Annotated in this window: 11 protein-coding genes and 2 pseudogenes; all 13 read right to left on the bottom strand. The window is 60.6% G+C overall.

Annotation, left to right across the window (positions count from 1 at the left end; translation table 11 throughout):
• Window positions 1-79: 79 nt before the first annotated feature.
• The 13 genes and pseudogenes from atpD to ABIE53_RS01270 all read right to left on the bottom strand — a co-directional run bounded on the left by atpD (window position 80) and on the right by ABIE53_RS01270 (window position 13,105).
• Window positions 80-1,474: a F0F1 ATP synthase subunit beta gene (gene atpD / locus ABIE53_RS01210; RefSeq protein WP_006050849.1), complete on the bottom strand. Its 1,395-nt coding sequence runs from the start codon at window positions 1,472-1,474 to the stop codon at window positions 80-82.
• A gap of 125 nt (window positions 1,475-1,599) precedes the next feature.
• Window positions 1,600-2,484, bottom strand: a complete 885-nt coding sequence (gene atpG / locus ABIE53_RS01215) for a F0F1 ATP synthase subunit gamma (protein ID WP_006050848.1) — start codon at window positions 2,482-2,484, stop codon at window positions 1,600-1,602.
• 139 nt (window positions 2,485-2,623) lie between these two features.
• A pseudogene (gene atpA / locus ABIE53_RS01220) lies at window positions 2,624-4,166 on the bottom strand (F0F1 ATP synthase subunit alpha).
• A 58-nt stretch (window positions 4,167-4,224) separates the two neighbouring features.
• Window positions 4,225-4,764, bottom strand: coding sequence for a F0F1 ATP synthase subunit delta (locus tag ABIE53_RS01225; protein WP_006050846.1), 540 nt, complete (start codon window positions 4,762-4,764; stop codon window positions 4,225-4,227).
• Window positions 4,765-4,766: 2 nt separating this feature from the next.
• Window positions 4,767-5,238 (bottom strand): annotated as a pseudogene (locus tag ABIE53_RS01230) (F0F1 ATP synthase subunit B).
• A gap of 135 nt (window positions 5,239-5,373) precedes the next feature.
• A complete protein-coding gene (gene atpE, locus ABIE53_RS01235) occupies window positions 5,374-5,643 on the bottom strand; it encodes a F0F1 ATP synthase subunit C (protein ID WP_006050844.1) in 270 nt (89 codons plus the stop codon).
• Between the two features lie 81 nt (window positions 5,644-5,724).
• Complete coding sequence (gene atpB, locus ABIE53_RS01240; RefSeq protein ID WP_029971217.1) at window positions 5,725-6,576, bottom strand: F0F1 ATP synthase subunit A; 852 nt, start codon at window positions 6,574-6,576, stop codon at window positions 5,725-5,727.
• Window positions 6,577-6,733: 157 nt separating this feature from the next.
• Window positions 6,734-7,288, bottom strand: coding sequence for an ATP synthase subunit I (locus ABIE53_RS01245; protein WP_029971216.1), 555 nt, complete (start codon window positions 7,286-7,288; stop codon window positions 6,734-6,736).
• A gap of 485 nt (window positions 7,289-7,773) precedes the next feature.
• Window positions 7,774-8,661: a ParB/RepB/Spo0J family partition protein gene (locus ABIE53_RS01250; RefSeq protein ID WP_006050841.1), complete on the bottom strand. Its 888-nt coding sequence runs from the start codon at window positions 8,659-8,661 to the stop codon at window positions 7,774-7,776.
• An 18-nt stretch (window positions 8,662-8,679) separates the two neighbouring features.
• Window positions 8,680-9,471 (bottom strand): ParA family protein, encoded by a 792-nt coding sequence (locus ABIE53_RS01255; RefSeq protein WP_006050840.1) that lies wholly within the window; start codon window positions 9,469-9,471, stop codon window positions 8,680-8,682.
• A 65-nt stretch (window positions 9,472-9,536) separates the two neighbouring features.
• Complete coding sequence (gene rsmG, locus ABIE53_RS01260; protein ID WP_006050839.1) at window positions 9,537-10,235, bottom strand: 16S rRNA (guanine(527)-N(7))-methyltransferase RsmG; 699 nt, start codon at window positions 10,233-10,235, stop codon at window positions 9,537-9,539.
• Window positions 10,232-12,190, bottom strand: a complete 1,959-nt coding sequence (gene mnmG, locus ABIE53_RS01265) for a tRNA uridine-5-carboxymethylaminomethyl(34) synthesis enzyme MnmG (protein WP_114156628.1) — start codon at window positions 12,188-12,190, stop codon at window positions 10,232-10,234. Before mnmG ends, rsmG begins: the two co-directional genes overlap by 4 nt.
• A gap of 162 nt (window positions 12,191-12,352) precedes the next feature.
• Complete coding sequence (locus tag ABIE53_RS01270) at window positions 12,353-13,105, bottom strand: ABC transporter ATP-binding protein (RefSeq protein ID WP_006050837.1); 753 nt, start codon at window positions 13,103-13,105, stop codon at window positions 12,353-12,355.
• Window positions 13,106-13,108: the final 3 nt, after the last annotated feature.

The raw sequence follows: 13,108 nt of genomic DNA on the forward strand, positions 1-13,108 counted from the left end.
AGGCACCGGCTTCGCGTGTGGGATGCCCAGAGCATCCAATAAGCGCGGACTCCGGCGCCCGCTTCGTTACACCCGACCTTTACTGGATCTTCTTGGCCTTTTCGAAGGCTTCGTCGATCGTGCCGACCATGTAGAAGGCTTGTTCCGGCAGGTGGTCGCACTCGCCTTCAACGATCATCTTGAAGCCGCGGATCGTTTCCTTCAGCGGAACGTACTTGCCCGGCGAGCCCGTGAACACTTCAGCGACGTGGAACGGCTGCGACAGGAAACGCTGGATCTTACGAGCGCGCGCCACGGCGAGCTTGTCTTCCGGCGCGAGTTCGTCCATGCCCAGAATCGCGATAATGTCGCGCAATTCCTTGTAGCGCTGCAGCGTTTGCTGCACGCCGCGCGTGATCGAGTAGTGCTCTTCGCCGATCACGTTCGGGTCGATCTGACGCGAGGTCGAATCGAGCGGGTCAACGGCCGGGTAGATACCCAGCGAAGCGATGTCACGCGACAGCACGACCGTTGCGTCCAGGTGGCCGAAAGTCGTAGCCGGCGACGGGTCGGTCAAGTCATCCGCAGGGACGTACACGGCCTGAACCGACGTGATTGAGCCGGTCTTGGTCGACGTAATACGCTCTTGCAGCTTGCCCATTTCTTCAGCCAGCGTCGGCTGATAGCCCACTGCCGACGGCATACGGCCGAGCAGTGCCGACACTTCAGTACCGGCCAGCGTGAAACGGTAGATGTTGTCGACGAAGAACAGCACGTCGAGACCTTCGTCACGGAAGTGCTCAGCCATCGTCAGGCCGGTCAGCGCGACGCGCAGACGGTTGCCCGGCGGCTCGTTCATCTGGCCGTACACCAGCGCGACCTTGTCCAGAACGTTCGAGTCCTTCATTTCATGATAGAAGTCGTTCCCTTCGCGGGTACGCTCGCCAACACCGGCGAACACGGAGTAACCACCGTGTTCCTTAGCGATGTTGTTGATGAGTTCCATCATGTTCACGGTCTTGCCCACGCCGGCGCCACCGAACAGGCCAACCTTACCGCCCTTCGCGAACGGGCAGATCAGGTCGATAACCTTGATGCCGGTTTCGAGCAGTTCGGTCGACGGCGACAGTTCGTCGAACGCCGGAGCCTTCTGGTGAATACCGCGAACCACGTCCGAGTTGATCGGACCGGCTTCGTCGATCGGACGACCCAGCACGTCCATGATCCGGCCGAGCGTCGGCTTGCCGACCGGCACGCTGATCGGATGGCCGGTGTTCTTCACGACCGTGCCGCGGCGCAGACCGTCGGATGCACCCAGACAGATGGTACGGACAACGCCGTCGCCCAGCTGTTGCTGGACTTCGAGGGTCAGTTCCGAACCTTCGAGAATGAGCGCGTCGTAAATCTTCGGCATGTCCGTACGCGGAAATTCCACGTCGATAACGGCGCCGATGCACTGTACGATCTTGCCTTCTACCAAAGCAGTAGTACTCATCGCTTTTCCTTTAGATACTCAATTCTTCACTCGCGCAAAGGCGCTGTTTCGATGGGATCGCCCAGACCGTTGCCCGGACGGTGCGCCACACGGGCGCACACGAAGCGGATTGCCTGACCTGAAGGTCAGACCGCCGCCGCGCCACCGACGATTTCCGACAGTTCTTTCGTGATCGCGGCCTGACGGCTCTTGTTGTACACAAGCTGCAGTTCGTTGATGACCGTCTTCGCGTTGTCCGAAGCGGCCTTCATGGCGACCATGCGGGCCGACTGCTCCGACGCCATGTTTTCCGCGACGGCCTGATAGACCAGCGCCTCGACATAACGCACCAGCAGTTCATCGACCACTGCCTGCGCATCCGGCTCGTAGATGTAGTCCCACTGCGTGGTCGGCGTCGCGCCCTGCTCTTCCTTGCGCTCGAACTGATCCGCCGACAGCGGCAGCAGTTGCTCGATCACCGGCTCCTGCTTCATCGTATTGACGAAGCGCGTGTACGCGAGATACACCGCCGAGACCTTGCCTTCCGAGTACAGATCGAGCTGCACCTTCACCGCGCCGATCAGCTTTTCCAGATGCGGCGTGTCGCCGAGATGCACGACATTCGATACCACCTTCGCGCGCAGACGGTTCAGGAAACCCAGACCCTTGGTGCCGATCGCAGTTGCTTCGATCGTCTTGCCCTGACCTTCGAGTTCCTTGAACTTCTGCAGCGCCGCGCGCAGCACATTGGTGTTCATGCCGCCGCACAGACCTTTGTCGGTCGTGACGAGGATGATGCCCGCCGTCTTCGCGCCTTCGTTCGACACCATGAACGGGTGACGATACTCCGGGTTCGCACGGCTCATGTGTGCAGCAATATCGCGGACCTTGTCGGCGTACGGGCGAGCAGCGCGCATGCGCTCCTGAGCGCGACGCATCTTCGATGCGGCCACCATCTCCATCGCTTTCGTGATCTTGCGCGTGTTTTGCACGCTCTTGATCTTGCCGCGAATTTCCTTCATTCCAGCCATTGCTTGCTCCTTGTCGGCCGGGGTTAGCGCCTGAGCGCTGACCCAGGTCCCATGCAAAGCGATCGAAACAGCGCGGGAGCGTACACATGCGGCCCGCGCCGCTTCAAAGTCCTTTTATGCCTTGCGGATCACTCGCGGATCAATAAGCGCCGGACTTCTTGAAGTCTTTGACGGCCGTGTGCAGCAGGCCTTCGTCGTCCTTCGAGAGTTCCTTGTTGTCTTCAATGCGCTTGACCAGGTCAGCGTGACTCGACTTCAGATATTCGCGCAGGCCCTTTTCGAACGGCAGCACTTGCGACACTTCCAGATCGTCCAGGTAGCCATTGTTCGCGGCGAACAGCGAGATAGCCAGTTCCCACACTTGCAGCGGCTGATATTGCGGCTGCTTCAGCAGTTCGGTCACACGGCGACCACGCTCGAGCTGCTTGCGGGTTGCTTCGTCGAGGTCCGATGCGAACTGTGCGAATGCTGCCAGCTCACGATACTGCGCGAGGTCGGTACGGATACCGCCCGACAGCTTCTTCACGACCTTGGTCTGAGCCGCACCGCCGACGCGCGACACCGACACGCCGGCGTTAATTGCCGGGCGGATACCTGCGTTGAAGAGGTCGGTTTCCAGGAAGATCTGGCCGTCGGTAATCGAGATCACGTTCGTCGGAACGAATGCGGTCACGTCGCCAGCTTGCGTTTCAATGACCGGCAGCGCCGTCAGCGAACCGCTCTTGCCCTTGACTTCCCCGTTGGTGAACTTCTCGACGTAGTCTTCCGACACGCGAGCAGCACGCTCCAGCAGACGCGAGTGCAGATAGAACACGTCGCCCGGATACGCTTCACGGCCCGGCGGACGGCGCAGCAGCAGCGATATCTGACGGTATGCCCAAGCCTGCTTGGTCAAGTCGTCATAAACGATCAGCGCGTCCTGGCCGCGGTCGCGGAAGTATTCGCCCATCGTGCAGCCGGCGTACGGCGCCAGGTACTGCATGGCAGCCGATTCCGAAGCCGAAGCGGCGACGACGATCGTGTATTCCAGCGCGCCGGTTTCTTCGAGCTTGCGCACCACGTTCATGATCGACGAAGCCTTCTGGCCGATCGCGACGTAGATACAGAAGAGGTTCTTGCCCTTCTGGTTGATGATCGCGTCGACTGCGACTGCGGTCTTGCCGCACTGGCGGTCGCCAATGATCAGCTCGCGCTGGCCACGGCCAACCGGCACCATCGCGTCGATCGACTTCAGACCGGTTTGGACCGGTTCCGAAACCGACTTACGCCAGATCACGCCCGGAGCGATCTTTTCGATTGCGTCGGTCTTCTTTGCGTTGATCGGGCCTTTGCCGTCGATCGGGTTGCCCAGTGCGTCGACCACGCGGCCGAGCAGTTCCGGACCAACCGGCACTTCCAGAATGCGGCCCGTCGTCTTGACGATGTCGCCTTCGGAGATGTGCTCGTACTCACCCAGAATCACGGCGCCGACCGAGTCACGCTCGAGGTTCAGCGCAAGACCGAAGGTGTTGCCCCGGGAATTCGAGCATTTCGCCCTGCATCACTTCCGACAGACCGTGAATACGCACGATACCGTCGGTCACGGAGATCACAGTGCCCTGGTTGCGAACGTCTGCGCTCGCTTCAAGGCCCTGGATCCGGCTCTTGATCAGCTCGCTGATCTCAGAGGGATTGAGTTGCATTATTCGCTCCTGATAGTCAATTCTGTTGCGTGCCAGCCGCTTCAGCGCCGTGGGCGCTTCAGGCCGTCAGAGCCGTTTGCATGCTGGCAAGCCGCGCGCGGACCGAGGTATCGAGCACTTCATCGCCGACCGTCACGCGAACGCCGCCGATCAACGACGAGTCGATCTCGACCGTCGGCTTCAGCTTGCGTTTGAACTTGCGTTCGAGACTTGCGACGAGGTCGTTCAACTGCGCGCCTTCGAGCGGAAATGCGCTGACGATCAGCACATCGGCCGCCCCTTCGCGGGCGTTCTTCAACTCTTCGAACTGCACAGCAATTTCCGGCAGCAATTGCAGACGATGGTTGTCCACCAGCATTTGCACCAGATTCTTCGCTTGCGCGTTGTCCTTGAGCGGCGACTTGACCGCAGCCAGCAGCAGTTCGCTGACCTGGGCGCGGCTTACTTTCGGGCTCGAGGCAATCGACAGCACTTCGGGCAGACGCGCAACCTGTGCCAGCTCCTGCACGAGCGTGGACCAGGCGGCGATGTCACCAGCTTCGGCCACGCCAAACAGCGCTTCTGCGTACGGACGGGCGATGGTTGCAAGTTCGGCCATGATCAGAGCTCGGCTTTCAGTTGATTCAGCAGGTCAGCGTGAGCTGCCTGGTCGACTTCGCGCTTCAGGATCTGTTCAGCGCCCTTCACTGCCAGTGCGGCGACTTCGCCGCGCAGCGTTTCGCGCGCCTTCACGACTTGCTGCTCCGCGTCGGCCTTCGCTTGCGCGATGATGCGAGCGGCTTCAGCTTGTGCTTGAGCCTTGATTTCGTCAGCGACTGCCACAGCGCGCTTTTTCTGCGTCAGCAATGCGCTGCTGACCGTCGTTGCGTGCCTGGGCGAGTTCCTGGTCGACGCGCTTGTGAGCGGCTTCGAGTTCCGCCTTGCCCTTCTCAGCGGCAGACAAACCGTCAGCAATCTTCTTCGAGCGCTCGTCGAGGGCGTTGATCAACGGCGGCCACACGAACTTCATCGTGAACCACGCGAGGATCAGGAACACGACCATTTGCGCAAACAGGGTTGCGTTGAGATTCACGGTGTTTCCTTAAACGTTGCTAGTTCGGAAAGTGAAACGGCAAGGCGCTCATCGATTCTGTGCTCGATCAGCGCCCAAGTGCCCGTTCCGCCCTGCGCCTTCAGTTATAGCTCAGGCGCAAACTTCCGAGGAACCTCAGCCTGCCAGCTTGGCCAGCAGCGGGTTCGCGAACGCAAACAGCATTGCCACACCAACGCCAATCAGGAACGCCGCATCGATCAGACCAGCCAGCAGGAACATCTTGGTTTGCAGCGGGTTCATCAGTTCCGGCTGACGAGCACATGCTTCGATGTACTTGCCGCCCATCAGGCCGATACCGATACAGGCGCCGATTGCACCCAGGCCGATGATGATGCCGATACCGATGGCGGTCAGACCCTGGATGTTGGCGATGAAAGCTTGCATGATCACTCCTTTGTGAAAAGTCTTTTAGAACTGGTTGGAACTGGGATTTGAAAAACTACGATTCTTTTAACGACGCGCAGGTTAGTGCGTGTCGTGCGCCTGGCCGATGTACACCAGCGTCAGCATCATGAAAATGAACGCCTGCAGCAGAACGATCAGGATGTGGAAGATTGCCCACACGCTGCCGGCGATCACGTGGCCGATGAAGCCAAGCACCGTCGTGTCCGCGCCGAAGCTCCAGATGCTGCCGAGCAGGGCAATCAGCAGGAACAACAGTTCGCCCGCGTACATGTTGCCGAACAGCCGCATGCCGAGCGAGACCGTCTTCGCGACGAACTCGATGATGTTCAGTGCAAGGTTCGGGATCCACAACACCGGATGCGCGCCGAACGGAGCGGACAGCAGTTCGTGCACGAAGCCGCCTGCGCCCTTGATCTTGAAGTTGTAGTAAATCATCAGCGCGAACACGCCGAGTGCGATGCCGATCGTGCCGTTCAGGTCGGCTGTCGGAACGATGCGGTGATGCGGGATGGCTTCCGACAGACCGAGCCAGCCGATCACGTGGCCCGGCAGGTCGACGGGGATGAAGTCGAGCGAGTTCATCAGCGCGACCCACACGAAAACGGTCAGAGCCAGCGGCGCGATGAACGTGCGTGTGCCGTGGATCATCGACTTCGATTGGTCCTCGACCATTTCGACCAGCATTTCGATCGCGCACTGGAAACGGCCCGGCACGCCGGACGTTGCCTTGCGGGCAGCGAGATGCAGAATGATGATGGTGGCCAGACCGCAAACGATCGACCAGAACAGGGTGTCCAGATTCCACACGTGGATGTCGAAAATCGACGTCTGGTGCCCGGTGGAAAAGTTTTGCAAGTGGTGCGCGATGTACTCGGACGGATCCATTGCGCGCGTGCCTTCGCTAGCTGCCATATCGTTAAAGCCACCCAAATTGTCGAAAATCGTCTTGGGCCGTTCCCGCCGCAAAGCTCTATTGCGGAAACGCGCCGGGTGCGGATGGTGTCATATCCGCACGCTCTCGCCGGCGCCATGCGCCGGCTTCAAATCTTTGCAGTTGCCTGTTGCTTCCTCAGCGCCACGCCAAGGCAATCCAGTACGTCTTGAGCGCGATGAGATAAGTCACGAGCAGCGGAACCCAGCGCACGTCGTGATACCAGAAGGCGATGGCTACAAACATCGCGATCGTCGCCCCCATCTTGAGCGCTTCGCCGAGCACCCAGCTCATCACTGTTTCGGCGCCGCTCAGTGTTCTCAGTCGCGCCGCGAACAATGCGCCCGGCACCCAGCAGATCGCTCCCCCCAGGAACGCGGACAGCGCAGCAGCGCCCGGCGGCTTATAGAACAGCCACCACACCAACGTTGCAACCAGGGACAAAACCATTTGCGCTGCCACGACCTTGAAAGGCGTAACGCGCGATGGACGACTCACATTCGGGCCAAACAGCTTTTCTGCTTCGGCCCGCGTGAGCGGAACGATATTGTTATCCTGCTCGGCGTCCCACGATTCTTCGCGCGCGACTTGCTGAGCGGTGGAGGCATTCGACACGGTGCGCTCTTCGCGGTGTTCATCGCGCCCGTTGCCGCGCCCATTTTTTGGCGCTTGATTCGACGCTTTGACCGCCATCGCAGTGTTCCGAAAGTCTCGTTCCGATCAGCGAGCTTTCGCTGCGCTTACGGGGTTGCCGTGCAATTAAATCCGGGCGATTGTAAGCGATAGTTGCAGGCAATTCAAGACTTTAGGCCGTTCAATAAACAGTGCGAAACGACGCTTCGCGATGTGGAAAAGCCTTCATGGCTACGCGCAGCACGTTAAATGTAAGGCTGTCGGGCAGAGGCAAAACGCATGCGCAAACTGGCAAGTTTTCTCACTGTAGATAGGCGCGAAAAACGTTGCAGCGGACGTCTCGAAAATGCAACAACCGATGATGGGCGGTTTACTTGACCGCGCGGCACGATGCGTTTTTCTTGGCGGCGGAGATAAGCGTTCTGCTCTTGTCTTGCGCCGCCATCTTTGGTCGCCGATGCCGGATTAGTTAGGAATCCAAGAAAATCTGGACGGTGCAGCTAATTTCTCTGCACCGCCCACGATTGATAGCAAACGATTCTGCTCTAAGCCGTAGCATTCCCGCGCAAGCGCACCAGGATGCCTTCCAGCGCATCGAGATCGCCGAAGTCGACCAGAACCTGGCCGCGGCCGCGTCGACCGAGCTTGATCTTCACTGTGGCGGCGAGCAAGTCGGACAGTTCTTCTTCCAGTCGTCGCGTATCCCGGCCGCCGTCCGGGTTCGCGCGTGCCTTCACCGCCGGCGCCGCCTTGGTCGTCGCCGCCACCAGCTTCTCGGTTTCGCGCACCGACATGCGCTTGTTGACGACCTGATTCGCCAGCGTGATCTGCGTCGCGGCATCGACCGCAAGCAACGCGCGCGCGTGCCCCATGTCGAGGTCGCCGGCAAGCAGCATCGTCTGAACGGGCGTGGCAAGGTTCAGCAGACGCAGCAAGTTGGATACGGCGCTGCGCGAGCGGCCGACCGATTCCGCCGCCTGTTCGTGCGTGAAATCGAATTCGTCGAGCAAGCGCTGAATGCCTTGCGCCTCTTCCAGCGGATTCAGATCTTCACGCTGAATGTTCTCGATCAGCGCCATCGCTGCCGCGGCCTGATCGGGCACGTCCTTCACCAGCACGGGCACTTCTTCCAGGCCCGCGAGGCGCGCCGCGCGAAAACGCCGCTCGCCCGCGATGATTTCGTACTTGTCCGCCGACACGGGCCGCACAAGGATCGGCTGCATCACTCCCTGCGCGCGGATGCTGGCCGCCAGCTCCTGCAACGCGCCCTCGTCCATGCGCGTGCGCGGCTGATACTTGCCGGCCTGCATTTTCGACAGAGGCAGCACATTCGGCGCACCTTCTATCGCCACCGCCTCCGTGATGTCGGCGCTTCCGCCGAGCAACGCTTCCAGGCCGCGGCCCAATCCCTTCTTTCTTGCTACTGCGTTCATCGTGCTTCCTCGATCCGCTTAGGATGCCTGGGGCGCGTCATTCAGTGCGCGCACCCGTTCAATCATTTCCGCGCCGAACTGCACATACGCTTGCGCGCCACGCGACGCCCTGTCGAATACCACGCCCGGCAATCCATAACTCGGCGCTTCGGCGAGACGCACGTTACGCGGGATCACCGCGTCGAACACCTTGTCGCCGAAATGCTCTTTCAATTGATCGGAAACTTGCTGCTGCAATGTGATGCGCGGGTCGAACATGACGCGCAACAAACCGATCACCTTGAGGTCCCGGTTCAAATTCGCGTGCACCTGTTTGATGGTGTTGACCAGATCGGACAGCCCTTCGAGGGCGAAGTACTCGCACTGCATCGGAATTACCACGCCGTGAGCGGCGCACAAGCCGTTGAGCGTCAGCAGCGACAAGGCCGGCGGACAGTCGATCAGGATAAAGTCGTACTCGCCTTCGACTGCGGCAAGCGCGGCCTTCAATTGACGCTCGCGATTCTGCACGCTGACCAACTCGACTTCGGCGCCGGCTAGTTCACGATTGGCGGGCAGCACGTCGTAATCGACGGCTTCCGGGCGCATGCGCGCATCAGCCACCGAGACGCCATCCACCAGCACTTCATAGACGGTGTTCGCACACGCAGCCTTGTCGATGCCGCTACCCATCGTGGCATTGCCCTGCGGGTCCAGATCGATAAGAAGGACTCGCTGTCCCTGCGCTGCCAGGCTGGCCGCCAGATTGACTGTCGTCGTCGTCTTGCCGACGCCGCCTTTCTGGTTCGCAACGCAGAAGATTTTTGCCATCGTTGGAATGTCCCTTTTGCTGCCTGAAGATGTAGTTACGTGGTCAAACTGATGAGCGGCGAATGTCACTTCGAGGCCTGACGGGCTTCGTCGACGAGAACGGTGACCAGATGGCGCTCGGCGTCGAGAAACGGCACCTGGAGCCGCACCGTTTGCTCCACGTGGGCGCCTGCCGGCAAGCGCTCGATCTCGCCGTCCGGGCGCACGCCCTTCATCGCCAAGATCGCGCCGTGCTCCGCGACGAGATGACGGGCCAGTGTAACGAAATCGGCGAGTTCTGCGAATGCTCGCGAGACGATTACGTCGAACTTTGCCGGCACTTCGGCGCCAGGTTGCAAGGTCTCGACGCGCCCCGTCACCACTGACAGATTGGTGAGCCCCAACTCGGCCTTCGCCTGCGCCTGAAAAGCCGTTTTCTTATGAACGATGTCGTTCACGGTGACGCCGCAATCCGGTAGGACAATCGCCAGCACGATCCCCGGCAAGCCACCGCCGGAACCCACGTCGAGCACGGAGCGCGGATTGCGCAGCGCCAGATGCGGCACGATGGAAAGCGAGTCGAGAATGTGCTGAATCAGCATCTGTCGCGGATCGCGGATCGCCGTCAGGTTATATACAGCGTTCCATTTACCCAGCAAAGCGACGTAGTCGAGCAGCTTGCCAAGTTGAGCGTCGCTCAGGTCGAGGAGACCGAGCTCACGTGTGCCGTCCGTGAGTAGCTGCGCCAACGCTTCCCGGTCGCTGCCCTTCTGCTTCGACGTCATTGCGCCACCGGCGAGCTGTCGGCGCCCGGCTCCGCGGGCTTTGTGGCGCGGCGGCCGAGCCCACGCTTCAGGTGCACCATCAGCAACGAAATGGCTGCGGGCGTGATCCCCGAAATGCGCGATGCCTGACCGATAGTCTCGGGACGGAACTGCGTCAGCTTCTGGCGCGCTTCGAACGACAGCCCTCTTACTTCCGCGTAGTCCAAGCCTTCCGGCAAGCGCGTGCTCTCGTGCGCCTCGTTCCGTTCGATCTCATCCGCCTGACGGTCGATATAGCCCTGATACTTGATACCGATTTCGATCTGTTCCTTGATCTGAGCGAACAATACCTCGTCTTCCGCCAAGGTCCCGGGCGCGGCGCAAGCCCCATCCCGGAGCGCGCAAACGCCGTCATAGCTGACGCCGGGCCGACGCAGCAGATCCGCCAGACTGTATTCGTGATCGATAGGCTTGCCGAGCAAGGCCGTCGCTTCGTCGGCGGATAGCGTCTTGGGGTTCACCCAGGTTGTCCGTAGCCGCTCTGTTTCACGTGAAACAGCGTCGCGCTTGCGGCTGAACGCGTCCCACCGAACGTCGTCCACCACGCCCAACTCGCGGCCGATTTCCGTCAGCCGCATATCCGCGTTGTCCTCGCGCAAGCTCAACCGGTACTCGGCGCGGCTCGTGAACATGCGATACGGCTCGGAGACGCCGCGCGTGACGAGATCGTCGACCAGCACACCGAGGTACGCCTGATCGCGACGCGGACACCACGCGTCCTTCCCTTGGACGAACAGACCAGCGTTGATGCCAGCCAGCAGCCCTTGAGCCGCAGCCTCCTCATAGCCAGTAGTGCCGTTGATCTGACCCGCGAAGAACAACCCGCTAATTACCTTAGTCTCCAGCGACGCCTTCAAGCCGCGCGGATCAAAATAATCGTACTCGATCGCGTAACCCGGTCGCAGGATGTGCGCATGCTCTAACCCACGCATCGACCGCACGAGCTCAAGCTGCACATCGAATGGCAGGCTGGTCGAAATCCCGTTCGGGTAAAACTCGTTGGTCGTCAGCCCTTCCGGTTCCAGGAAAATCTGATGCGATTCCTTCGACGCGAAGCGGTGAATCTTGTCCTCAATGGACGGGCAGTACCGCGGCCCCACTCCTTCAATGACGCCCGTGTACATCGGCGAGCGATCCAATCCACCGCGGATGATGTCGTGCGTACGCTCGTTGGTATGCGTCACCCAGCACGGCACTTGCCGCGGATGCTGCTCCGCCCGACCGAGAAACGAAAATACTGGCACCGGATCGAGGTCGCCCGGTTGCTCTTCAAGCTGCGAGAAATCGATCGTGCGACCGTCAATCCGCGGCGGCGTCCCCGTTTTGAGACGTCCTTGCGGGAGCTTGAGCTCCTTCAAACGCGCCGACAGCGAGACGGCCGCCGGATCGCCCGCCCGGCCGCCCGTGTAATTGTTCAACCCAACGTGGATTTTGCCGTCGAGGAAAGTCCCCGCCGTCAGCACGACAGCGCGCGAGCGGAAGCGGATTCCCACCTGCGTAACCGCACCGACGACGCGATCCCCTTCGACCATCAGATCGTCGACAGCCTGCTGGAAAAGCCACAAGTTCGGCTGATTTTCCAAACGATGACGAATCGCCTGCTTGTAAAGCAGTCGGTCGGCTTGGGCGCGCGTAGCACGCACAGCCGGCCCCTTAGACGAGTTGAGAATGCGGAACTGGATTCCACCTTCGTCCGTCGCGGCCGCCATAGCGCCGCCGAGCGCGTCGACTTCCTTGACCAGATGGCCCTTGCCAATGCCGCCGATCGACGGATTGCAGCTCATCTGTCCAAGCGTTTCGATGTTGTGCGTGAGCAGGAGCGTTTTATTGCCCATGCGCGCGGAGGCCAAAGCGGCCTCGGTGCCGGCGTGGCCTCCACCGACAACGATTACGTCAAATTCTGTGGGAAAAAGCATCGCGGATCTCACGCCAGATCGTCGCGTGAGCCTTCAAAAGAAAAGTATTGGGCGAATTATAACGGGTTCGGTTTCGGCCCGAATTCGGCCGGATGGCCTAAGACAAAAAAAGCGGCGTGTTTCACGTGAAACACGCCGCTTAAGAACCCTCGAAAAGAACGCTCAGGCTGCCTTTTTGGCCAGCCCCAGATAAGTCTCGATAACCCGCGGATTCTGCGCCAATTCAGCCGCCGCGCCTTCCAGCGCCAACTCGCCGGTTTCGAGCACGTAGCCATAGTCGGAAATTTGCAGCGCAGCGCGCGCGTTCTGCTCGATCAGAAGCGTCGCCACTCCCGTCTGGCGCAGCGCGCTGATGATGTGAAAAATCTCCTTCACGATCAACGGTGCAAGACCCAGACTCGGCTCATCCAGCATCAGCAAGTCCGGTTTGCCCATCAGCGCGCGCCCTACGGCGAGCATCTGCCGCTCACCGCCGGACAACGTCCCTGCCGCCTGCTTGCGGCGCTCCTTCAGGCGCGGGAAGAGTTCAAAGACCGGTTCGATTTGATCCAGGAAGTTACGCTCGCCCGCCCGCTTGCGCCGGTAAGCGCCCAGAACGAGGTTGTCCTCGACGGTCATCGACGCGAAAAGCTCGCGCTTCTCCGGCACCAGACACATGCCGCGAGCCACGCGCTTCTCAACCGGCACCGCGCTGACGTCCTCGCCCTGGTAGACAACCGCACCCTTAGCGTGCCCCGTAGGCGGCAAGGCGCCCATGATCGCGTTCAGCAACGTCGATTTGCCCGCGCCGTTCGGCCCGATCACCGACACGATCTGGCCGGCCCGTACCTTGATCGCCGCGCCGTGCAGTGCCTCGACTTTGCCGTAGCGCACGGAAAGACCGTTCACATCGAGAATCGGTGCCGCTGCATTCATGTC

Origin of the sequence: Paraburkholderia sp. OAS925 (genome assembly GCF_040543975.1) — a bacterium.
GTDB classification, from domain to species: Bacteria; Pseudomonadota; Gammaproteobacteria; order Burkholderiales; family Burkholderiaceae; genus Paraburkholderia; species Paraburkholderia graminis.